Raw genomic sequence first — 20,192 nt, forward strand, 5'->3', positions numbered from 1 at the left:
AGGCCATTGACTGATGAGCACCACCGTTTCATCCCCGCCTGCCGAGTCCTCTGCACCGCGGACGCCTCCCGCTGGCGCCCTGTTCGCGCAGGACGCCTTGCTGCCCGGCGGCTGGGCGCGCGACGTGCTGCTGCAGTGGGATGCAGCGGGCCAGCTCACCGCCGTGGCGCCGGGCAGCGCCGCCGGCACCGCGCCGCGTGCGCCGGGCCCGGTCCTTCCCGGCATGCCCAACCTGCACTCGCACGCCTTCCAGCGTGCCTTCGCCGGGCTGACCGAATACCGCGCGCCCCAGCCCGACGGCGGGCAGGACAGCTTCTGGAGCTGGCGCAACCTCATGTACCGCTTTGCCGCGCGCACCACGCCCGAGCATTTGGAGGCGATCGCCACCTGGCTCTATGTGGAGATGCTGGAGGCGGGCTACACCGCGGTGTGCGAGTTTCACTACGTGCACCACGACGCGGCAGGCCAGCCCTATGCCGACGACGCCGCCATGTCGCTCGCGCTGCTGCGTGCCGCGCAGGCCGCGGGCATCGGCATCACCTTGCTGCCGGTGCTGTACCAGACCAGCGGCTTCGGCGGCCGCGCGCCGCGCGAGGACCAGCGCCGCTTCATCCGCAGCACCGACAGCATGCTCGCGCTGCTGGAGCGCCTGGCGCCCGTGGTGGCCGCGCAGGGCGGCATCCTGGGCCTGGCCCCGCATTCGCTGCGCGCCGTGCCGCCCGACAGCCTGCGCATTGCGGTCGAAGGCCTCACGGCCCTGAACGCAACGGCGCCGGTGCACATCCACATCGCCGAACAGACGCAGGAGGTGGACGACTGCATCGCCTGGAGCGGCCAGCGCCCGGTGCAATGGCTGCTGGAGCATGCGCCGGTCGATGCGCGCTGGTGTCTGGTGCATGCCACCCACATGACGCCCGACGAATACGCGGGCGCCGCCCGCACCGGCGCGGTGGCCGGCCTGTGCCCCACCACCGAGGCCAACCTGGGCGATGGCCTGTTCGACCTGCCGCGCTGGCTGGCGGACGGCGGCCGCTGGGGCGTGGGCTCCGACAGCCATGCCTGCGTGAACGCGGCGGAAGAGCTGATGCTGCTCGAATACGGGCAGCGCCTGTCCCTGCGCCAGCGCAACGTGCTGGCCAGCCGCGCCCACCCCGAGGTCGCCACCGCCATGGCGCTGCAGGCGGTGCAGGGCGGCGCGCAGGCCAGCGGCCGCTGCACGCCCGGCGCTCCAGCCGGCATCACGGTGGGCGAGCGCGCCGATCTGGTGGCGCTCGATGCGCAGCACATCGCACTGCAGGGCCTGCCGCCCGACAGCATGCTGGGCGCGCACGTGTTCGGCAGCCATCGCACCTCGGCGCTGCACAGCCTCTGGACCGCCGGCACGCCGCGCGTTGTCGCGGGGCGCCACGCGCTGCACGACCGTGCTGCCGCCGCCTTCGTGGCGGCCCGCACGGCCACCATCACCCGCGCCGGGCATTGACCGACCGGCCGGCCCTCGGCTTTCGAAGCCCCCAACGCAGACCCGATCGCATGACCGCCACCCATTCCCCGCCACCCTTCACCTTCCACCAGGGCACCGCGCCGCTGCTCGTGTCCATGCCCCACGTGGGCACGCACGTGCCCCCGGACATCGCTGCGCGCTTCACGGACGAGGCCCGCCAGGTGCCGGACACGGACTGGCACCTGGAGCGGCTCTACAGCTTTGCCCGCGACCTCGGCGCCTCGATCCTGGTGGCCACGCATTCGCGCTATGTGATCGACCTGAACCGGCCGCCGGACGGCGCCAGCCTGTACCCCGGCCAAAGCGTCACGGGCCTGTGCCCGGTGGACACCTTCGACGACACGCCGATCTACGCGGAGGCGGGCGATGTGCCGGACGACGCCGAGATCGCCGCGCGCCGCGATGCCATTTGGGCGCCGTACCACGCGCAACTGGTCGCCGAGCTGGAGCGCCTGCGCGCCGCCCATGGCGTGGCCATGCTGTGGGATGCGCATTCCATCCGCTCCATGCTGCCGCGGTTTTTTGCGGGCAAGCTGCCGGACCTGAACCTGGGCACGGCCGAAGGGGCCAGCTGCGACCCGGCGCTGGCGCAGGCGCTGCTGCGCATCGGGCAGTCCGACCCTGCGTACACCGCGGTGCTCAACGGCCGGTTCAAGGGCGGCCACATCACGCGGCACTACGGCGATCCTGCGCGCAACGTTCACGCGGTGCAGCTGGAGATGACGCAGTGCAGCTACATGCAGGAAGCCTTGCCGTTCGACTACCTGCCCGAGGTGGCGGCCGGCGTGCAGCCCGTGCTGCACCGCATGCTGGAAGCGGTGCTGGAATTTGCTAGCACCCGGGCTCGGGCGTAAGGCCGCGCCAAGAGCGGCCTTACGCGCCCCCCGCACCGGGGGAAGGGCGGCGCGGCGCCCGCGGCGTCAGGCCGCCGCGTCGATCCGAAGCTGCACGGAATCGTCCAGATAGATGGGCGTGACCTTGAAGCCGTTGACCGTGATGCTGCCGAACGTCCCGCGCACAGGGGCGCCGCGCACCAGCGTGAGGGTCGATCCGACCGTCGGCGTGAAGCCCGAGCGGAAGGCGATGCGCAGGGTGCCCGCCAGCGTGACCGGGCCGGCGGCCTGCAACTGGCCGGCGCCGTTGGCGCCCACGCGCAGTTCCAGCGTGCTGCTGCTGCCCAGGGTGAAGGCACCGCCGATGGCCAGCTCCGCCGCCGTGTTGCCGATCAGCGTGCCGCCGCTCAGGTACACGTCGCCTTGTCCCAGCGCATTGCTGCTGTCGGCCCGCACGGCACCTGCGGACACTTCCGTGCCCCCGGTGTAGCGGTTCGCGCCTGCCAGCACGAGCGTGCCGCTGCCGCGCTTGGTGAGCTTGCCGGCGCCCGCGATGGGGTTGCGCCAGGCGTCCAGCGCGTTGAAGCCGCCCTGCGCCGCGTCCATGGTCACTGCCACGTCGCCGTTGAAGGCGCCGTAGCCGTCGCCGGCCGCGAACAGGTTCAGGCGACCCCAGCCTTCGGCGTCGTCCAGCACCGGGTAGCCCGAGGCGATCGCGGTGGTCTTGAGCACCACGCGGCGCTGGCCCGCATCCAGGTAGGGGAAGCGCGTTTCCAGCAGCACCTCGGCGCTCTTGGGCACGACGGCCGGACGCGTGGTGTCGCCGATGGGAGCGAAGCCGAACGTCATCCGGCGCAGGTACTCGGCCTGGTTGGTGGCGCGGTCGGCGAAACGGTCGGCGGTGGTGGCCTGCGAATGAGCGATCTGCAGGAATTCCTCCGGCGTGCGCGCCCCGACGGCCGCCATCAGCGTGCTGCGGGCCTGAGCCACGGCAGCAGCCTTGCGCGGCGCGTTCACGCCGGTGGCGATGCTGGCGGCGGCCACGGCCTGGCCGTGCACACGGCCGCTGATCACATCCAGGGGCGAGTGCATGCCGGCCAGGATGCGGCTTTCGCCCAACTCCAGCCCGCGCGCCAGCATTTCCTGGAACCGCTCGGGCACCAGGTAGGCCATGGCGATGGCATCGCGCACGCCCTCGGCGGTGTGGCCGCTGGTGAAGCCGCCATCGGTGGCCGGGGTGGTGCTCCTGGCAGGCACCAGGGCCGGCACGATCTGCACATTGGCGCTCCAGCGCCACGGGCGGGCGTATTTGTAGAAGCGCTTGGCCGGCTCGGTCGAGCCGTTGTCGCCGATGCCGCCGATGAAGTCCACCACCGTGCCGAAGCCCGCGTTGGCGCTGCCGCCCACACCGGCGTTGTTGCCGGTGTCGTTGTAGAGCACCGTGGTCGCATCCGCGGGAATGCCCGAAATGCTGGTCTTTTGCTGCGCCGCGGTGCGCCATGCATTGGTCAATGGGCCCAGTCCATCGGTCACGCTGTAGGCCTTGCCGCGCCGGTCGTCTTCGTAGGCCAGGAGTTCCTGGGCCGCGGTGCGGCGCGCCGTGGCGTCCACCACGTACTGGATGTTGCGGGTGTGCACCTGCGCGTTCAGCACCGTGCCGTCAGTCGCGTCACCGGGAATGCCGGTCCAGGCCGCCGGCTTGATCGCAGGGAAGGCGCCGTTGGCATCGGCCGTCACGCTGGCATCCACCAGCAGCGTGCTGGGCTTCCAGATGTCGAGAAAGCCCGACAGCACCCGCACGCCGGCGTTGGTGGCCAGCGTGGCGTAGCGGGCATCGCCGCGCTGGTTGGTGAAGGCGAAGTCCACGAACGGCGGCGTGGTCGATTCGTTGGGCACCGGTGCGGAATCGGCAAATCCCAGGCCGCGCGGCGCATCGGGTGGTGCGGCATCGGAACCCCCGCCGCCACAGGCGGAGAGCGCGAATGCGGCGGCGAGCGCCAGGATCAGGGTGCGTCGGGGCAGGGGCAGCGTCATGGGGAGCAGGCAGGTTGGAAAGGCGGGAGCGAAACGGGTGCGCGCAGGCCGCTTGCGGCCTGCTGCGGCTGCACTCTAGGGTCGCGCTGTGACAGCGCCGTGACGCCGCACGCCAATCATTTCCCCGCTGGAGCCCGCGGCGGGGTAGCATGCGCCATGGACATCGCCCCCACCCTCGCGCCTGCGGTCGCGGAAAAGCCCGCAGCCCTGCCTGGATGGGGAGAGTTCTTTCACATGCCGCTGTTTCGGCCCGGCACCTCGGTGCGCATGGGCGACCAGTGGGAAACCGTGAGCCATGTGGCCCTGCGCCGCCAGGAACTGGCCATCTACCTCGTGGGCCACGAGGCGTCCGTCTCCCCCAGCCGGCTCTTCCTGGCACCCAGCGCGTTCACCACCGTGCGCAAGCGCTGAAGTCCCCCGGCATCCCGCTTCATGCAGGAGCCGGGCAGGGCGCGTCGGCCGGAGGCCGACTCAGGCCTGGGTCATCCAATCGCTCAGCCGGCCGACTGCTCGGCCATCGCCTCGCCCAGCCGCACGGGCCGGGCAGGGGCCCATTGCTCCGAAAACCGCACCGCGCCGCGCTGAAACAGAAGCACCACGGTGGAGCCCAGCAGGAAGCGGCCCATTTCCTCGCCCTGGCGCAGCACGATCTGCCGGTCGGCATAGTCCCAGTGGCGCAGCTCGCCGCTGCGCGGCGGGTTGACCTGACCGTGCCACACCGTGGCCATGCTGCCCACGATGGTCGCGCCCACCAGCACGAGCACCATCTTTCCCAAAGGCGTGTCGAACACGCACACCACGCGCTCGTTGCGCGCGAACAGGCCGGGCACGCCCCGTGCAGTGACCGGGTTCACCGAAAAAAGGTCGCCCGGCACATGCACCATGCGCAGCAAGGTGCCATCGCAAGGCATGTGGATGCGGTGGTAGTCGCGGGGGCTCAGGTAGATCGTCGCGAAGCTGCCGTTGTCGAACTGCGCGGCCAGCGCCGCATCGCCGCCCACCAGGGCCGTGGTTGAGTAGCGGTGGCCCTTGGCCTGGAAGATCTGGTCCTGGTCGATGGGCCCGAACTGGCTGACCGCCCCATCCACCGGGCAGACCGCGGCCGCCGCGGCGAGCGGGCGCACACCGGGGCGCAGGGCGCGGGTGAAGAAGTCGTTGAACGTGGCGTATGCGGCCGGGCGGGGCTCGACCGCCTCGCTCATGTCCACCCGATAGCGGGCGATGAAACGCTCGATCGCGGCAGTGGTGCGGGGGCCTCCCTGCGCCCGTGCAAGCCGCCCCGCCAGCGCCGTCAGCGCTTGTTTGGGAAGTAGATATTGAGGCAGTACGGCAAGGCGGTCTGACAAGGTGGACTTCCTGAGCGGTTGGGGTGCGAGGCATTCTACCGAGCGCGCCTGCGGGGCCCGGCCGTGCGCCTTGACGCTGCATGCGCAGGCCATCTGGCGCCAGATGCCGGAACGAAGTCAGTCGGGGCCGCTGCGTCAAATCGATGCCATTCACCACAGGGCGCAACCGGCGCGGTGCATGGGCCGGCGCGCGGCGCAGTGGTGTATCGGCACTATTCCACACGATTCCTTACTACGTTACAATGGTGCGGTTTTGCGCAGCGCCTCGCTGCCGCTGCTGTGTGTGGAAGCCGCCCCGCCGGCCTTTTCCGACCGATGCGCCATGGGGCGCAGTGACCACCCCCGCTTGCTGTGCACCGCGCCTGGATCTCTTGCGAGATGGGCCGACATTCCGGTTGCAGTTTCGCGCAGGCCCCGATACCTCCTATTACTGTTTGAAGATTGACTTGAAATCATGGCCAAAGAAGAACTGATTGAAATGCAGGGCTCCGTGACGGAAGTCCTGCCCGATTCCCGCTTTCGCGTCACGCTGGACAACGGCCATCAACTGATCGCCTACACCGGCGGCAAGATGCGCAAGCACCACATCCGCATTCTTGCTGGCGACAAGGTCTCGCTGGAAATGTCCCCCTACGACCTGTCCAAGGGCCGCATCACCTTCCGCCACCTCCCAGGCCGTGGCCCGGGCCCCTCGTCGCGGTGAGTTTGAAAAAAACTGGCAAATTTCCTTGAATCTTCCAAATATGGCTGTGATGCAAGGTTAGAATACTAGTTGTCGGAGCGTAGCGCAGCCTGGTAGCGCATCTGCTTTGGGAGCAGAGGGTCGCGAGTTCGAATCCCGCCGCTCCGACCATTGATTCAAGGGGTTAGGTCATTTGACCTGACCCCTTTTGTCTTTTTGGATTTACCTTCCCCTCCGGTATTTCCTTCGCTGCAGTTTTCCGCGTCCATGGCAGGCGCAGGAAAATCAACCCCGGCTTCGCAGCAGCCTCAAGATCCACTCGCGTTGGTGCGCCAGGCGTTCCACGTCTTCCTCTTCCATGAGGAAGGGTAAATCCGGCACGTTGGCTTCGGGAATCGCATGCTCGAACACCATGCGCAGTGCAGCAGGTTCCTGGTGCAATATCACCAAGGCCTGGGCCAGCATATTCAGCGGTTGTACCTGGGTCGTGACGTTGGCGAGTGCGCTTTTGAGCGTTCTGATTTCCTCGCGCAGCAGTTCTATTTCTGCTTGTGGATGATTGTCCATAATGCCTCCTCGGTCCCATGCTAGAACGGGGCCATACGGCCAACAAGCTGAAATTGCATCCAGCACCGCGGTAGGCCCATGCTCAGGCTCAGCCATGGCAGCGCCTGGGCCGATCGCTCCACCATTTCCCATTCTTCCAAAGCACATGGCAACGTCCCGTCCGTTTTCCCCCTTTGGCTCTTCTCCGCGCACCGGCGGGGCGCGCATGGAGGGCGTGGACGCCTTGCGAGGCGTGGCCATGGTGTGGATGACGGTCTTCCATTTCTGTTTCGACCTCAGCCACTTCGGGTACTGGCCGCAGAATTTCCGTGCCGATCCTTTTTGGACGACCCAGCGGACAGCCATCGTGGCGCTCTTTCTTTTCTGCGCGGGGCTGGGGCAGGCACTGGCCTGGCAGCAGGGCCTCGGATGGGCCCGCTTCTTCAAGCGCTGGCTGCAGATCGTGGGATGCGCCTTGCTGGTCACCGCAGGGTCGTCACTGATGTTTCCGCAAAGCTTCATCCATTTCGGCGTTTTGCACGGGATGGCTGCCATGCTTCTCGTCGCGCGATGCACGGTGGGGTGGGGTGCCTGGCTCTGGCCTGCCGGTGCAATGGCCGTGGCGCTTCCCTCCATCGCCGGGTGGGCGCTGACGGAGGGGCCGCTGGCGGCCTGGGCTTCCACGTTCAACGGCTATGCGCTCAACTGGCTGGGACTGGTGTCGCGCAAGCCTTTCACCGAAGACTATGTGCCGGTGCTGCCCTGGCTGGGCGTGATGTGGTGGGGACTGGCGAGCGGGCAATGGGTGCTGCGACGGCGCCCGCAATGGATGAAGGTGGCGCTGCCCCGGGCGCTGTCACCGCTGGCGGTGTTGGGCCGCTGGAGCCTGAGCTATTACATGCTGCACCAGCCGGTCATGATCGGTCTGCTGATGGCGGCATCTTGGATGCTGGGCCGTGTTTAGGAAAAGGCACAAGGCCCGTCCCAAAAGCAGAACGCGGCCCGTGGGGCCGCGTTGAGACTTGAAGCTTGGTGGATCGGCAGGGTGTCGCCGGTCCACCGACCGTGAGCGATTACTCGATCTTGGCCTTCGTGCGCAGTTCTTCCTGGAACTTCGCCAGCTTCTGCTGCTGCAGTTGCTGCGCCACCTGGGGCTTCACTTCTTCCAGCTTGGGCAGCTTGGCTTCGCGCACGTCGTCCAGGCGGATGATGTGCCAGCCGAACTGGGTCTTGACCGGCGTCTGGGTCATCTGGCCCTTGTTCAGCTTGACCAGCGCTTCGGTGAACTCGGCCACGTAGCTGCTCGGAGCCGACCAGTCCAGGTCGCCGCCGCGGGCGCCGGATCCGGGGTCCTTCGACTGCTTCTTGGCGATGTCTTCAAACTTGGCGCCCTTCTTGATGGACGCGATGATGGCCTTGGCTTGGTCTTCCTTTTCCACCAGGATGTGGCTGGCCTTGTATTCCTTGCCGGTGTTGGCGGCAACGAACTTGTCGTACTCGGCCTGGATTTCGGCGTCGGTGACGGGGTTGGCCTTTTGGTAATCGGCGAACAGTTCGCGGATCAGGATGGTCTGGCGGGCCAGTTCCATCTGGACCTTGTAGTCGGGCGAGGCTTCGAGGCCGCGCTTCTGGGCTTCCTGCAAGAAGATTTCGCGGGCGATCACTTCTTCCTTGATCTGGCCTTCGACCTCGGGGGTCACGGGGCGGCCGGAGCGTTCCACTTGCTGCTTCAGGGCTTCGGCGCGTTCCTTGGGAACGGCCTTGCCATTCACAACGGCGAGGTTTTGAGCGTAGACGGGAAAGGCCGTCGCGCTCAGCACGGCAGCGGCCACGAGGCCGGACAAAAGCTTTTTCTTCATTGGGGAGTCCACAAAAAGGAAATGAGTTGCGGCCGTTTTGACCGCAAGTCCGACAAATAGGGCCGGATCAAAGAACTTCAATGGCTATGGCGTGAGCGCCCTGGTCAATAAATTCTTGCAGCGCATCATACACAAGGCGATGTTGTGCGACGCGGGGTCTTCCTGTAAACAAAGGTGACGAAATCCGCACCCGGAAATGGGTGCCGAAACCCGTTCCGTTGGCCCCCACATGGCCTGCATGGGCGGCGCTTTCGTCCAGCACCTGCAGCGCGGAAGGGCTCAGCCGCTCCTGCAGCCGGGTCGCCATGGCCTCGGCGGTGATGGCCAGCGCCGTCATGGCTGCACGTCCTTGTGGGCCGCCTCGGGCGTGGCGTTGGGCACGGCCTTGGTGTCGTCTTCCTTCATGTAGCGGCTCAGGTACAGGGCCTGGCCGATGACGAACACCGCCATCAGCCCGATGCCGCCGAACAGCTTGAAGTTGACCCAGGTGTCGGTGTCGAAGCGGTAGGCCACCCACAGGTTGACCAGGCCCATCACGGCAAAGAACCCGGTCCAGCTCCAGTTCACGGTGCGCCAGGCGGCGTCGGGCAATTCCATCTGCGCGCCCATCAGGGAGCGGATCAGGTTCTTGCGGAAGAACAGCTGGCCGATCAGCAGCGCCGAGCCCATCAGCCAGTACAGCACGGTGGGCTTCCACTTGATGAAGGTCTCGCTGTGCGAGAGCAGCGTGGCGCCGCCGAACACCACGATGACGCCCAGGCTGACCCACTGCATGGGCTCGACCTTGCCGTTCTTGTAGCGCAGGTAGCCGATCTGCAGCACGGTGGCGGCGATGGCCACGGCCGTGGCCGTGTAGATGCCCCACAGCTTGAAGGCCGCGAAGAACAGGATGATGGGAAAGAAGTCGATCAGCAGTTTCATGGGGGAGGGCTGGAGCGTGGGCGGGCGTTGCCGCCGTTCAGGGGGAGCCGGGCTCGAAATCGAGCGATGCGGAGTTCATGCAATAGCGCAGGCCGGTGGAGGCGGGGCCGTCCTCGAACACATGGCCCAGGTGCGCCCCGCATTGTGCACAAACCGTCTCCGTCCGGACCATGCCATGGCTGCGGTCCACGATCTCCTTGATCGAGCCCGGCACCGCCTCGGAAAAGCTGGGCCAGCCGCAGCCGGCGTCGAATTTGGTGCCGGAGTCGAACAGCTTGGCGCCGCAGCACACGCAGTGGTAGCTGCCGTCGGCCCAGTGCGCTTCGTACTTGCCGGTGAACGGGCGCTCGGTGGCGGCGTGGCGGGTGACTTGCCAGGCCACGGGCTCGGCGCCTTTGCTCTGCAGCAGGGCCTGCCATTCGGCATCGGTCTTTTTGATGGGAAAGGTCATGATGAGCAGCTGATTTCGATGGAGGAAGCCCAGTCGGGCGGGAAGTCGGCCCAGGCCTCGTGGCCCGGGTGTTCGTCGAACGGTTCGGCCAGCAGGGCCTGCAGGGTGTGCAGCGGCGCGAAGTCGCCTTGCGTGGCCGCGCGGATGGCCTGCTCTCCCAGGTGGTTGCGCAGCACGAATTTCGGATTGCATTTCAGCATCGAATCGGCCATATGCCGGGGATTTGATTGTCCTGTGCGCTCTGAAAATGATAGCAACCACGCCTCCCAGCCCGCCCGGTCGATGAACAGGTCGCGCACGGGTTCGAAGTCCCCGCTGGCCACGGCATGCGACAGGCGGCGCCAGAAGATGGGGTAGTCCACCCCGCCTTGGGCCAGCAGGTTGAGCAGGCCGTCCACCAGCGCGGCGTCGCCGTCGTGGGCGGCCTGCAGCCCGAGCTTGCCGCGCATGCGCTGCAGGAACGTGGCCGGGAACACGGTCTGGTAGGACGCGAGCGCTGCCTGCGCCAGCGCCACGTCCTCGATCAGCGGCAGCAGCGCCTGGCCCAGCCGGAACAGGTTCCAGTAGGCCACGTTGGGCTGGCGGTTGAAGGCGTAGCGGCCCTGCGTGTCGCTGTGGTTGCACACATGGCCCGGCACGAACGCGTCGAGGAACTGGAAGGGCCCGTAGTCGATCGTGAGGCCCAGGATGCTCATGTTGTCCGTGTTCATCACCCCGTGGCAAAAGCCCTGCGCCTGCCAGTGGGCGAGCAGTTCCGCCGTGCGCTCGCTCACCGCCTGGAGGAGGGCGGCGTAGGGGTTGCCGCCCGGCGCATCCGGGCCGCGGCACTCCGGGTAGTAGCGGTCGATGACGTAGTCGGCCAGCGTGCGCAGCTGCGGCAGCAGGTCGCGCGCCGCGAAGTGCTCGAAGTGCCCGAAGCGGATGAAGGCCGGCGCGGTGCGGGTCACGACGGCGGCGGTCTCCACCACCTCGCGCTGCACCGGGGCGGGCGAGCCGGTCAGGGCCAGCGCCCGCGTGGTGGGCACGCCCAGCGCATGCATGGCTTCGCTGCACAAAAATTCGCGGATGCTCGAGCGCAGCACGGCGCGGCCATCGCCCATGCGCGAATACGGCGTGCGCCCGGCGCCCTTGAGTTGCACCTCCTGCCCGCCGGAGGTCTCGCCCAACAGGATGGCGCGGCCATCGCCCAGTTGCCCCGCCCACACCCCGAACTGGTGGCCGCTGTACACCGTGGCCAATGGCCGCATGCCCGACAGCAGCGCGTTGCCGGAGCACACCTGCAGCGCCGCATCGGAGGCCAGCCAGGCCGCGGGCACGCCCAGTTGCTGCGCGGCATCCCCGCTCGTGGCCACCCAGTGCGGGGCGGGCAGGGGCGTGGGGACCAGTTCGGTGAAGAAATCCGGGCCCAGCGCTGCAAAGCCGTTGCGCCATTCGAGGCCGGACGCGGGCGCCGTCGCGGCGGTGGGAAGGGGGGCGTTCATCTGCCGAATTGTCTCCGACCCGCTTTGCCACGCGCGGCGAGGGGGCTTGAGCGCCCGGGGCCGCGCCGGCGGCTGTCAAGCTGGCGACAGATGCGGCCCCGGTGCTTGGCGCCCCCAGGGCGGCAGTGCGCAGGGCGCACGGTAGGATGCCGCGGAACCATTCACAACGACAACCCAAGGAGCCAACATGCTGGGCCTGATGCAGAGTCAACCCTTGCTGATTTCCACGCTGATCGAATTCGCCGAGCGCCATCACGGCGACGTGCAGATCGTGTCGCGCCGCGTCGAGGGCGACATCCACCGCTACACCTACAGCGACATGGCGGTTCGGGCGCGGCGGCTGGCCAATGTGCTGGACGGCATGGGCCTGGCAGCCGGCGACCGCGTGGCCAGCCTGGCCTGGAACGGCTACCGCCACATGGAGATGTACTACGGCGTGAGCGGCTCGGAGCGGGTGATGCACACCATCAACCCCCGCCTGCACCCCGAGCAGATCGCGTGGATCGTCAACCACGCCGAAGACCGGGTGCTGTGCTTCGACATGACCTTCCTGCCCATCGTGCAGGCCGTGCACGCCAAGTGCCCCACGGTGCGCCAGTGGGTGGCGCTGTGCGATGCCGACCAGCTGCCCGCCGACAGCGGCATCCCGGGCCTGCTGAGCTACGAAGCCTGGATCGGCGAAGCCCCCGACACCTACGTGTGGCCCACGTTCGACGAGAACACCGCCTCCAGCATGTGCTACACGAGCGGCACCACCGGGCACCCCAAGGCGGTGCTCTACAGCCACCGCTCGACCCTGTTGCACGCGTATGCCGCCGCGCTGCCGGACGTGATGGGCCTGTCGGCCAGCGATGCGGTGCTGCCCGTGGTGCCGATGTTCCACGTCAATGCCTGGGGGCTACCGTACTCGGCGCCGCTGGTGGGCGCCAAGGTGGTCTTTCCCGGCCCGGCGCTGGACGGCAAATCGGTCTATGAGCTGATGGATGCCGAGGGCGTGACTTTCGCCGCTGGCGTGCCCACCGTGTGGCAGATGCTGCTCAACCACGTGAAGGCGGGCGGCCTGCGCTTCGGCCAACTGAAGCGCACCGTGATCGGCGGCTCGGCCTGCCCGCCGGCCATGATCCAGTCGTTCCAGGACGACTACGGCGTGCGCGTGCTGCACGCGTGGGGCATGACCGAGATGAGCCCGCTGGGCACGCTGTGCTCGCTCAAGAACAAGCACCTGGCGCTGCCGCGCGACGAGCAGATGCAGATCCTCATGAAGCAGGGCCGCGCGATCTACGGCGTGGACATGAAGATCGTGGACGGCGACGGCCACGAACTGCCCTGGGACGGCAAGACCTATGGCGACCTGCTGGTCAAGGGCCCGTGGATCGTGCAGAACTACTACCGCGGCGAGGGCGATCCGCTGGTGCCCGATGCGCAGGGCCGCGGCTGGTTCCCCACGGGCGACGTCGCCACCATCGATGCCGACGGCTACATGCAGATCACCGACCGCAGCAAGGACGTGATCAAGTCCGGCGGCGAGTGGATCAGCTCCATCGACATCGAGAACATCGCCATGGCCCACCCCGGCGTCGCCATGGCCGCGTGCGTGGGCATGCCGCACCCCAAGTGGGATGAGCGGCCCATCGTGGCGGTGGTCAAGCGCCCGGGCGCGGAGGTGACGCGCGAGGAACTGCTGCAGTTCTACGCGGGCAAGACCGCCAAGTGGCAGATCCCGGACGATGTGCTGTTCGTGGACGCGATCCCGATCGGCGCCACGGGCAAGATGCTCAAGGCCAAGCTGCGCGAGCAGCTCAAGGACTACCGCCTGCCGGGCCTGTGACGCACGCCGGTGCGGCGAGGAGGCGGTCGCGAGAGGCCGCCGCCCAGTCGCATGCGGGATAGCGGATAGGGTGAATCCCTGAGCATCTCCTCTGTGGCGTGCCTTACGCTGCGCCCTGTTCCATTCAAGAACCCAAGAGGAGACAAGCGATGAGATTTGCTATCAAGGCTGTAGCTGCATCCGCAATCCTGGTGAGCGCTGGCGGCGCGTTCGCTCAAAAGGGCGACACGGTGAAGATCGCCTGGCTCGACCCGCTGTCCGGCCTCATGGCGGCGGTGGGGACCAACCAGCTCAAGAGCTTCCAGTTCCTCTCGGAGGAGTTCAACAAGAAGAACGCGGCGGGTGTGAAGTTCGAGATCATTGGCATCGACAACAAGCTCAGCCCGCAGGAAACCACCAGCGCCCTGCGCTCGGCCATGGACCAGGGCGCGCGCTACGTGGTGCAGGGCAACGGCTCCGGCCCGGCGCTGGCCATCATCGACGCGCTGGAAAAGCACAACGCGCGCAACCCCGGCAAGGAGGTCATGTACCTCAACTACGCCGCCGTGGACCCCGACCTCACCAACAGCAAGTGCAGCTACTGGCACTTCCGCCTGGATGCCGACACCTCGATGAAGATGGAAGCCATGACCACCTTCATGAAGGACCTGCCCGAGGTCAAGAAGGTGTACCTCATCAACCAGAACTACTCGCATGGCCAGCAGGTCTCCAAGTTCGCCAAGGAGAACCTGGCGCGCAAGCGGCCCGACGTGCAGATCGTGGGCGACGACCTGCACCCGCTGGCCCAGGTGCGCGATTTCGCGCCCTACATCGCCAAGATCAAGCAGTCCGGCGCCGACAGCGTGATCACCGGCAACTGGGGCTCGGACCTGGCCCTGCTCATCAAGGCCGCCAACGATGCGGGGCTGGCCAACGTCAACTTCTACACCTACTACGGCGGCGTGACGGGCAGCCCCACGGCCATGGGCGCGGCGGCGGCGGGGCGCGTGTACATGGTGTCGTACAACCACCTGAACCTGCCCGGCGACATCGGCCGCGTGGTCACCGAATACAAGAAGAAGTTCAACGACGACATGTACACCGGCGCCGTGTACCACGCCTTCGCCATGCTGGATGCCGCCTTCGTGAAGGCCAAGTCCACCGACCCGGTGAAGGTGGCGCCGGTGCTGGAGGGCATGAAGTTCAACAGCTTCAACGGCGAGGTCGAGATGCGCAAGAGCGACCACCAGCTACAGCAGGGCCTGTTCGTCTCCAAATGGGAGAAGGCCGGCGGCAAGTACCCCAATGACGCGGAAAATACCGGCTATACCTTCGTGCCGGTGAAGTACTACGAGCCCTACGTGGCCAGCACGCCCACCTCGTGCCAGATGAAGCGGCCCTCCTGATCCGGGCATCCGATTTCATTGCTGTGAGACCTTGGGCCCGGGGTTCCTCGGGCTCTTTTTTTAACCGTGCGGGCGCTGTTCTTCGATGAATCTTGAGTTTTTCGTGATCTCGCTGCTCAACGGCGTCAGCTACGGGCTGCTGCTGTTCATGCTCAGCTCGGGGCTCACCCTCATCTTCAGCATGATGGGCGTGCTCAACTTCGCCCACACCAGCTTCTACATGCTGGGGGCCTACATCGCCTACACGCTCTCCGGGCTGGTGGGATTCTGGGTCGCGCTCTTCATCGCGCCGCTGCTCGTGGGGGCCTTGGGCGCGGCCTTCGAGCGCTTCGCGCTGCGCCGCGTGCACCAGTACGGCCACGTGCCCGAGCTGCTCGTCACCTTCGGCCTGTCGTACCTGGTCCTGGAGCTGGTGCAACTCGTCTGGGGCCGCTCCACCGTGCCCTACGGCCTGCCCGCGCAGTTGCAGGGACCGCTGTTCACGCTGTATGGCACGCAGTTCCCGAAGTCGCGTTCGTTCGTCATGCTGGTGGCGCTGCTGATGCTGCTGTCCGTGTGGCTGCTGCTCACCCGCACGCGCATCGGCCTGGTGATCCAGGCCGCGCTCAAGCACCCCGACATGGTCGAGGCGCTGGGCCACAACGTGCCGCGCGTGTTCATGCTGGTGTTCGGCGGCGGCTGCGCGCTCGCCGGGCTGGCGGGCGTGATCGGCGGCAACACCTACGTCACCGAGCCGGCCATGGCCGCCTCGGTGGGCTCGATCATCTTCGTTGTCGTCGTCGTGGGGGGCATGGGGTCGCTGGCCGGGGCCTTCCTTGCCTCGCTGCTGATCGGCGTGCTGCAGACCTTCGCGGTGGCGCTGGACTATTCGCTGGCGCATGCACTGCGCGCGGTCGGCATGGCGGTGACCGAGCAGACCTTCGGCTGGCCGCTGCTCAAGCTCACCGTGTCGCAGGTGGCGCCGATCCTGCCGTACCTGCTGCTGGTGCTGATCCTCATCTTCCGGCCCAAGGGCCTGCTCGGCACGCGGGAGGACTGAACCCATGCGCTCCCACACCCCCTCGCCGCCGGCCTACCGGTTCAAGCCGCTCAACATCGGGCGCATTGTCATCTGGGGCCTGTTCGCGGCCGCGCTCATCGTGGCGCCCATGCTGTTCACCAGCAGCCTGGCGCTCACCATGCTGTCGCAGATCGGCTACCTCATCGTCATCTGCCTCTCATACAACATGCTGCTGGGGCAGGGCGGCATGCTGAGCTTCGGCCATGCCGTGTACACCGGCCTGGGCTCGTTCATCGCCATCCATGCGATGAACCTGGCCGGCAAGGGCGCGGTGCCCATTCCGTTGGTCTTCATCCCGCTCGTGGGCGGGCTGGCGGGGCTGTTCTTCGCCGTGCTGCTGGGCTTCGTCACCACCAAGAAGTCGGGCACCACCTTCGCCATGATCACCCTGGGCATCGGCGAGCTGGTGGCGTCTATGGCGCTGATGTTCCCCGAATTCTTCGGGGGCGAGGGCGGCATCACGACCGACCGGGTGTACGGCAAGGGGTTCATGGGCATCACCTTCGGCCCGGCCATCCAGGTGTACTACCTGATCGCGGCCTACTGCTTCGTGTGCACCGCGCTCATGTTCGCCTTCACCGGCACGCCGCTGGGCCGCATCCTGAACGCGGTGCGCGACAACCCCGAGCGGGTGGAGTTCATCGGCTACAACACGCAGCGCGTGCGCTACTTCGCCTTCATCATCGCGGGCTTCTTCGCGGGCGTGGGCGGGGGGCTGGCGGCGATCAACTTCGAGATCGTCACCGGCGCCGACAGCGTGAGCGTGCTGCGCTCGGGCGGCTATCTGCTGTTCACCTTCCTGGGCGGGGCCACCTTCTTCTTCGGGCCCATCATCGGCGCGGTGCTGCTGGTGTTCGCGTCGGTGCTGCTGTCCGAGCTGTCCAAGGCCTGGCTGCTGTACCTGGGCCTCGTGTTCCTGTTCATGGTGATGTATGCGCCCGGCGGCATCGCCAGCCTGATCATGATGAACCTGCGCGTGGCCAAATACGGCCGGCTGCGCACGCTTTGGGTGTCGTACCTGGCCCTGGGCGGCACGGCCCTGGTGGCGGTGCTGGGCGCGGCCTGCATGGTGGAGATGACCTACCACCTGCAGCTCAATTCGGCGCTCGGGCCGCAGATGAACTTTCTCGGCGCCACGCTGAACGCGCGGGCCCTGTCCAGCTGGTTCGGGGCGGGCTTCGTGCTGCTGGTGGGCCTGGGCCTGTTCGAGACCGTGCGGCGCCAGTTCCTGCAGCAATGGGGCGCCATCCAGGAAGCCATCGAGCAGGACATCAAGCGCGGGGAGGCCGCATGAGCGTGACCCCCGTCAAAACCCCCTATGCGCTGGAGTTGCGCGACCTGCACAAGCGCTTCGGCAAGACCGAGATCATCCGCGGCGCCAACCTGTGCGTGGCCCCGGGCGAGCGCGTGGCCATCATCGGCCCCAACGGCGCCGGAAAGTCCACGCTGTTCAACCTCATCAGCGGACGCTTCGGCGCCACCAGCGGCCAGGTGCTGCTGAACGGCCAGCGCATCGACGGCAAGGCGCCGTACGAGATCAACCGCATGGGGCTGTCGCGCAGCTTCCAGATCACCAACATCTTCCCCAAGCTCAGCGTGTTCGAGAACCTGCGCTGCGGCGTGCTGTGGAGCCTGGGCTACCGCTACACCTTCCTGCGCTTTCTCTCGCGCCTGCACGATGCCAACGAGCGCGCCACGCAGCTCATGGAACAGATCCGCCTGGACAAGAAGCGCGACACGCTGGCCATGAACCTCACCTACGCCGAGCAGCGCGCGCTGGAGATCGGCATCACCATCGCGGGGGGCGCCAACGTCATCCTGCTGGACGAACCCACCGCCGGCATGAGCAAGAGCGAGACCGCGCGCTTCATCCGCCTCATCAAGGAAGTGACGGTGGGCCGCACGCTGCTCACCGTGGAGCACGACATGGGCGTGGTGTTCGGCCTGGCCGACAAGATCGCCGTGGTGGTCTACGGCGAGGTGATCGCCTTCGACACCCCCGAAGCCGTGCGCGCCAACCCGCGCGTGCAGGAGGCCTACCTCGGCTCGGCCGTGGCGGCAGCGCAGCAGGCGGAAGGACACTGAACCATGCTCAAGGTCGACAACCTGCACGCCTACTACGGCAAGAGCCACGTGCTGCATGGCGTCTCGTTCGGCGTGCAGCCGGGCGAGATCGTCGCGCTGCTGGGGCGCAACGGCTCGGGCCGCTCCACCACCGCCAAGGCCATCATGGGCCTGGTGGACTGGGAGGGCACGCTCGAATGGAAGGGCCAGCGCCTGGATGGCAAGAAGGCCTACGAGATCGCGCACCTCGGCCTGGGCTACGTGCCCGAAAGCCGCGACATCTTTCCCAACCTGACCGTGCACCAGAACCTGCTGCTCGGCCAGAAGGGCAAGGGCAAAGGCAGCCGCTGGAGCTTCGACGACATGTACGGCATGTTCCCGCGCCTGAAGGAACGCCAGCACACCGAAGCCGGCGTGATGTCGGGCGGCGAGCAGCAGATGCTCACCCTGTGCCGCACGCTCATGGGCGACCCCGACCTTATCATCATCGACGAGCCCACCGAAGGCCTCGCGCCCAAGATCGTGGAGCTGGTGGGGCAGTACCTCATGGCGATCAAGGCGCGCGGCATCTCGGTGCTGCTCATCGAGCAAAAGCTCACTATTGCCATGACCATCTCCGACCGCGCGCTGGTCATGGGCCACGGCAGCATCGTTTTCGAGGGCACGCCCCAGGGCCTCCGAGAGAACAGCTACGTGCGCAAGGAGTGGCTGGAGGTGTGAGGGGCGGGCCGGGGTTGCTTTTGACGTAACCTGACACCCTGTTCCGCTGAGGGCTCCTCCGGCCGATGGAGGATACCCGCGGGCATTCGCGCGACAAAAGCCACTCAAAACCATCATGGGCAACACGCGGATCGGTGGTTAACAAATAGTTAATATTTGGCATGCATTTTTGGCCCGCGCCGGCCGCTCTGCCTTTAACATCCGCCCCAACAAAAAAGATGAAACGGGGAGGTTTCAATGAGCGCAGAAGGCGCGGCCACGTGCGTGCACGTCAGCGATGCACAGGTCTTGGCCTTGGCCATGGACAAGTTCAGCAGGGCGTGCCCAGGGATGCACACCAACCATGGCCGCAAGACCCAACGCAGCAGTGCATTACAGGGCCCGCGAAATCCTGCAACGCGCCCCCGACCGAGGCGGGTACGGGGCGAGGCGGAACATGCATCGAGCCCCTCTCCCACGCCCCAATGGCTAGCCTTGGCGATGCGTTTGACGCGATGGGCATCTGCCATCTTCTTCCTGGCATTGGTTTCGATGGCCCATGCCCAGCGGCTGAGCCAACCGTCGGATGAAAACCGACAAATCATCCAGAAGATGTTGGAAGCCCCAGAGGCCGACATCGACCTGTCCAGAGCCAAATTGGTCATCGACCGAATGATGGACCCCAGTGTCGATGTCGATGCGACATTGGAACGATTGGATGAGATGGCGCGGGGGATTCGAAAGACGCTGCCCACAGGGGCGTCCAAACGCTTGATCTTGGATGCCTTGCGTTTTCACATCTATCAGCCCAATGAGTGGAACGAGCGGCGGCCATTTCAATACGACCTGGAAGATCCCCTGGGCCGCGCTATCAAAAACAAACTGCTGTCCAACTACCTGAGAAGCAGAAAGGGCAACTGCGTCTCGATGCCGTTGCTTTTCATCTTCTTAGGCCACCGGCTGGGGCTGGACGTCAGCCTAGCGGCCGCCCCCAACCATCTGTTCGTGCAATGGCGAGACAGCGACGGCAAGTTGTACAACCTGGAAACGACCAGCGGCGCCGGTTTCACGCGCGAGGCTTGGCTGCGCCAGCAGTCGCCCATGACCGACATTGCTCTGAAATCAGAGATTTACCTGCGGCCCATGCCCAAAAAAGAGGCCATTGTCGCCATGGCAGAAACGCTCATGGCGTTTTATGAAAAGCAGGATCAGCCTTATCGGCATGCCGCGATGGCTCAATTTTTGTTGAAATACAGTCCCAATGACATTTGCGCGCTTTTGAATCTGTTCGCTGCGAAGCAGGAAATCCGAAAGCGAGAGTTTATTAGAAAATATCCTGGTCCCAGTGATATACCGATGAGTGAGCGCCCACGGCTCCTGATGCTGGATGATCAACTCAAGTCAATTTACGATCGGGCTTATGGGCTGGGTTGGCGGCCGTTGGAAATTTCTGCCAAAAATGGATACGGCGCAAATGCAAAATTTCAAAATTAGGAGAGGGA

General features: G+C 66.4%; 20 protein-coding genes and 1 tRNA gene. 13 read left to right on the forward strand and 8 right to left on the reverse strand.

Going from position 1 to position 20,192, the window contains the following annotated elements; all coding sequences use genetic code 11:
- Positions 1 to 13 precede the first annotated feature (13 nt).
- Together AVKW3434_RS00975 and hutG are read left to right on the forward strand one after the other, a co-directional pair.
- Complete coding sequence (locus tag AVKW3434_RS00975; protein ID WP_284403631.1) at positions 14 to 1,480, forward strand: formimidoylglutamate deiminase; 1,467 nt, start codon at positions 14 to 16, stop codon at positions 1,478 to 1,480.
- Between the two features lie 50 nt (positions 1,481 to 1,530).
- Positions 1,531 to 2,355: an N-formylglutamate deformylase gene (hutG, locus tag AVKW3434_RS00980; protein ID WP_284403634.1), complete on the forward strand. Its 825-nt coding sequence runs from the start codon at positions 1,531 to 1,533 to the stop codon at positions 2,353 to 2,355.
- 66 nt (positions 2,356 to 2,421) lie between these two features.
- Here the strand turns inward: hutG and AVKW3434_RS00985 are convergent, their stop codons facing one another.
- Positions 2,422 to 4,368 (reverse strand): phosphatase PAP2 family protein, encoded by a 1,947-nt coding sequence (locus AVKW3434_RS00985; protein ID WP_284403636.1) that lies wholly within the window; start codon positions 4,366 to 4,368, stop codon positions 2,422 to 2,424.
- A 156-nt stretch (positions 4,369 to 4,524) separates the two neighbouring features.
- Here AVKW3434_RS00985 and AVKW3434_RS00990 point away from each other — a divergent pair, with 156 nt between their 5' ends.
- Positions 4,525 to 4,779, forward strand: a complete 255-nt coding sequence (locus AVKW3434_RS00990; protein ID WP_284401863.1) for a hypothetical protein — start codon at positions 4,525 to 4,527, stop codon at positions 4,777 to 4,779.
- An 83-nt stretch (positions 4,780 to 4,862) separates the two neighbouring features.
- Here AVKW3434_RS00990 and asd read toward each other — a convergent pair whose 3' ends face one another.
- Entirely contained in the window at positions 4,863 to 5,714 is an 852-nt protein-coding gene (gene asd, locus AVKW3434_RS00995; RefSeq protein WP_284403638.1) for an archaetidylserine decarboxylase, read from the reverse strand.
- A gap of 454 nt (positions 5,715 to 6,168) precedes the next feature.
- On the opposite strand from asd, the gene infA reads away from it, so the two are divergent.
- Both infA and AVKW3434_RS01005 read left to right on the forward strand, forming a co-directional pair.
- The gene (gene infA / locus AVKW3434_RS01000; RefSeq protein WP_092739728.1) at positions 6,169 to 6,417 is read left to right on the forward strand and encodes a translation initiation factor IF-1; all 249 of its coding nucleotides are present in this window, start codon (positions 6,169 to 6,171) and stop codon (positions 6,415 to 6,417) included.
- A gap of 73 nt (positions 6,418 to 6,490) precedes the next feature.
- A tRNA-Pro gene (locus AVKW3434_RS01005) sits at positions 6,491 to 6,567 on the forward strand.
- A gap of 114 nt (positions 6,568 to 6,681) precedes the next feature.
- Here AVKW3434_RS01005 and AVKW3434_RS01010 read toward each other — a convergent pair.
- A complete protein-coding gene (locus tag AVKW3434_RS01010; protein WP_284403640.1) occupies positions 6,682 to 6,963 on the reverse strand; it encodes a hypothetical protein in 282 nt (93 codons plus the stop codon).
- A gap of 145 nt (positions 6,964 to 7,108) precedes the next feature.
- Here AVKW3434_RS01010 and AVKW3434_RS01015 point away from each other — a divergent pair, with 145 nt between their 5' ends.
- A complete protein-coding gene (locus AVKW3434_RS01015) occupies positions 7,109 to 7,906 on the forward strand; it encodes a heparan-alpha-glucosaminide N-acetyltransferase (RefSeq protein ID WP_284403643.1) in 798 nt (265 codons plus the stop codon).
- A gap of 109 nt (positions 7,907 to 8,015) precedes the next feature.
- Here the strand turns inward: AVKW3434_RS01015 and AVKW3434_RS01020 are convergent, their stop codons facing one another.
- The 5 genes from AVKW3434_RS01020 to AVKW3434_RS01040 all read right to left on the reverse strand — a co-directional run bounded on the left by AVKW3434_RS01020 (position 8,016) and on the right by AVKW3434_RS01040 (position 11,654).
- Positions 8,016 to 8,801, reverse strand: coding sequence for a foldase protein PrsA (locus AVKW3434_RS01020; protein WP_272563926.1), 786 nt, complete (start codon positions 8,799 to 8,801; stop codon positions 8,016 to 8,018).
- Positions 8,802 to 8,868: 67 nt separating this feature from the next.
- Positions 8,869 to 9,138, reverse strand: a complete 270-nt coding sequence (locus AVKW3434_RS01025; protein WP_284403647.1) for a BolA family protein — start codon at positions 9,136 to 9,138, stop codon at positions 8,869 to 8,871.
- The gene (locus AVKW3434_RS01030; RefSeq protein WP_284403649.1) at positions 9,135 to 9,722 is read right to left on the reverse strand and encodes a septation protein A; all 588 of its coding nucleotides are present in this window, start codon (positions 9,720 to 9,722) and stop codon (positions 9,135 to 9,137) included. Before AVKW3434_RS01030 ends, AVKW3434_RS01025 begins: the two co-directional genes overlap by 4 nt.
- 37 nt (positions 9,723 to 9,759) lie before the next feature.
- Entirely contained in the window at positions 9,760 to 10,173 is a 414-nt protein-coding gene (msrB, locus tag AVKW3434_RS01035; RefSeq protein WP_284403652.1) for a peptide-methionine (R)-S-oxide reductase MsrB, read from the reverse strand.
- Positions 10,170 to 11,654 carry a protein adenylyltransferase SelO gene (locus AVKW3434_RS01040; RefSeq protein WP_284403654.1) on the reverse strand — a complete coding sequence of 495 codons (1,485 nt, stop codon included), beginning with the start codon at positions 11,652 to 11,654 and terminating at the stop codon, positions 10,170 to 10,172. Before AVKW3434_RS01040 ends, msrB begins: the two co-directional genes overlap by 4 nt.
- A 187-nt stretch (positions 11,655 to 11,841) precedes the next feature.
- On the opposite strand from AVKW3434_RS01040, the gene AVKW3434_RS01045 reads away from it, so the two are divergent.
- The 7 genes from AVKW3434_RS01045 (at position 11,842) to AVKW3434_RS01075 (ending at position 20,184) form a co-directional block, all read left to right on the forward strand.
- Positions 11,842 to 13,482: a 3-(methylthio)propionyl-CoA ligase gene (locus AVKW3434_RS01045; protein ID WP_284403656.1), complete on the forward strand. Its 1,641-nt coding sequence runs from the start codon at positions 11,842 to 11,844 to the stop codon at positions 13,480 to 13,482.
- 149 nt (positions 13,483 to 13,631) lie between these two features.
- Complete coding sequence (locus AVKW3434_RS01050) at positions 13,632 to 14,867, forward strand: branched-chain amino acid ABC transporter substrate-binding protein (protein ID WP_284401886.1); 1,236 nt, start codon at positions 13,632 to 13,634, stop codon at positions 14,865 to 14,867.
- 85 nt (positions 14,868 to 14,952) lie between these two features.
- On the forward strand, positions 14,953 to 15,906 hold the full coding sequence (locus AVKW3434_RS01055; RefSeq protein WP_284403658.1) for a branched-chain amino acid ABC transporter permease: 954 nt from the start codon (positions 14,953 to 14,955) through the stop codon (positions 15,904 to 15,906).
- A 4-nt stretch (positions 15,907 to 15,910) separates the two neighbouring features.
- Positions 15,911 to 17,221, forward strand: a complete 1,311-nt coding sequence (locus AVKW3434_RS01060; protein WP_284403660.1) for a branched-chain amino acid ABC transporter permease — start codon at positions 15,911 to 15,913, stop codon at positions 17,219 to 17,221.
- A complete protein-coding gene (locus AVKW3434_RS01065; RefSeq protein ID WP_284403663.1) occupies positions 17,218 to 18,012 on the forward strand; it encodes an ABC transporter ATP-binding protein in 795 nt (264 codons plus the stop codon). The genes AVKW3434_RS01060 and AVKW3434_RS01065 overlap by 4 nt, the downstream gene beginning before the upstream one ends.
- Before the next feature lie 3 nt (positions 18,013 to 18,015).
- Positions 18,016 to 18,711: an ABC transporter ATP-binding protein gene (locus tag AVKW3434_RS01070; protein WP_272563916.1), complete on the forward strand. Its 696-nt coding sequence runs from the start codon at positions 18,016 to 18,018 to the stop codon at positions 18,709 to 18,711.
- 237 nt (positions 18,712 to 18,948) lie between these two features.
- Positions 18,949 to 20,184 (forward strand): transglutaminase family protein, encoded by a 1,236-nt coding sequence (locus tag AVKW3434_RS01075; protein WP_284403666.1) that lies wholly within the window; start codon positions 18,949 to 18,951, stop codon positions 20,182 to 20,184.
- Positions 20,185 to 20,192: the final 8 nt, after the last annotated feature.

It is taken from the genome of Acidovorax sp. SUPP3434 (genome assembly GCF_030159015.1).
Classification (GTDB): Bacteria; Pseudomonadota; Gammaproteobacteria; order Burkholderiales; family Burkholderiaceae_C; genus Paracidovorax.

Coding starts and splice junctions, on each gene's coding strand:
- AVKW3434_RS00975 (WP_284403631.1), top strand. CDS start 14: ATGAGCACCACCGTTTCATCCCCGCCTGCCGAGTCCTCTGCACCGCGG.
- hutG (WP_284403634.1), top strand. CDS start 1,531: ATGACCGCCACCCATTCCCCGCCACCCTTCACCTTCCACCAGGGCACC.
- AVKW3434_RS00985 (WP_284403636.1), bottom strand. CDS start 4,368: ATGACGCTGCCCCTGCCCCGACGCACCCTGATCCTGGCGCTCGCCGCC.
- AVKW3434_RS00990 (WP_284401863.1), top strand. CDS start 4,525: ATGGACATCGCCCCCACCCTCGCGCCTGCGGTCGCGGAAAAGCCCGCA.
- infA (WP_092739728.1), top strand. CDS start 6,169: ATGGCCAAAGAAGAACTGATTGAAATGCAGGGCTCCGTGACGGAAGTC.
- AVKW3434_RS01010 (WP_284403640.1), bottom strand. CDS start 6,963: ATGGACAATCATCCACAAGCAGAAATAGAACTGCTGCGCGAGGAAATC.
- AVKW3434_RS01015 (WP_284403643.1), top strand. CDS start 7,109: ATGGCAACGTCCCGTCCGTTTTCCCCCTTTGGCTCTTCTCCGCGCACC.
- AVKW3434_RS01020 (WP_272563926.1), bottom strand. CDS start 8,801: ATGAAGAAAAAGCTTTTGTCCGGCCTCGTGGCCGCTGCCGTGCTGAGC.
- AVKW3434_RS01025 (WP_284403647.1), bottom strand. CDS start 9,138: ATGACGGCGCTGGCCATCACCGCCGAGGCCATGGCGACCCGGCTGCAG.
- AVKW3434_RS01030 (WP_284403649.1), bottom strand. CDS start 9,722: ATGAAACTGCTGATCGACTTCTTTCCCATCATCCTGTTCTTCGCGGCC.
- msrB (WP_284403652.1), bottom strand. CDS start 10,173: ATGACCTTTCCCATCAAAAAGACCGATGCCGAATGGCAGGCCCTGCTG.
- AVKW3434_RS01040 (WP_284403654.1), bottom strand. CDS start 11,654: ATGAACGCCCCCCTTCCCACCGCCGCGACGGCGCCCGCGTCCGGCCTC.
- AVKW3434_RS01045 (WP_284403656.1), top strand. CDS start 11,842: ATGCTGGGCCTGATGCAGAGTCAACCCTTGCTGATTTCCACGCTGATC.
- AVKW3434_RS01050 (WP_284401886.1), top strand. CDS start 13,632: ATGAGATTTGCTATCAAGGCTGTAGCTGCATCCGCAATCCTGGTGAGC.
- AVKW3434_RS01055 (WP_284403658.1), top strand. CDS start 14,953: ATGAATCTTGAGTTTTTCGTGATCTCGCTGCTCAACGGCGTCAGCTAC.
- AVKW3434_RS01060 (WP_284403660.1), top strand. CDS start 15,911: ATGCGCTCCCACACCCCCTCGCCGCCGGCCTACCGGTTCAAGCCGCTC.
- AVKW3434_RS01065 (WP_284403663.1), top strand. CDS start 17,218: ATGAGCGTGACCCCCGTCAAAACCCCCTATGCGCTGGAGTTGCGCGAC.
- AVKW3434_RS01070 (WP_272563916.1), top strand. CDS start 18,016: ATGCTCAAGGTCGACAACCTGCACGCCTACTACGGCAAGAGCCACGTG.
- AVKW3434_RS01075 (WP_284403666.1), top strand. CDS start 18,949: ATGAGCGCAGAAGGCGCGGCCACGTGCGTGCACGTCAGCGATGCACAG.